1 protein-coding gene is annotated in these 223 nt (G+C 61.9%); it reads left to right on the top strand.

From position 1 onward, the window contains the following. On the top strand, window positions 1-223 hold a 223-nt coding region (locus J5M67_RS29490), incomplete at both ends, for an Ig-like domain-containing protein (protein WP_207888790.1).

Here is a 223-nt window from a genome sequence, read left to right as displayed (position 1 = left end):
CAACGGTGCGGATTCCTTCACCGTGGTCGTCAGCGACGGCAAAGGCGGATCCGTGGAGTCGGTGATCAGCATCAACGTCACCCCAGTGAACGATGCGCCGGTCACTGAAGACCAGTCCAAGACCACCACCGAGGACACCGCGGTCAACGGCCAGATCGTGGGCACCGACGTCGACCAGGACAGCCTCACCTTCACCCTGAAATCCGGTTCCGAACCGAAGCAC

The organism is Pseudomonas sp. 30_B (assembly GCF_017491605.1).
Taxonomy (GTDB): Bacteria; Pseudomonadota; Gammaproteobacteria; order Pseudomonadales; family Pseudomonadaceae; genus Pseudomonas.
The sequence above is the reverse complement of the archived record's forward strand: the minus strand, read 5'-3'. Positions and strand labels throughout refer to the sequence as shown.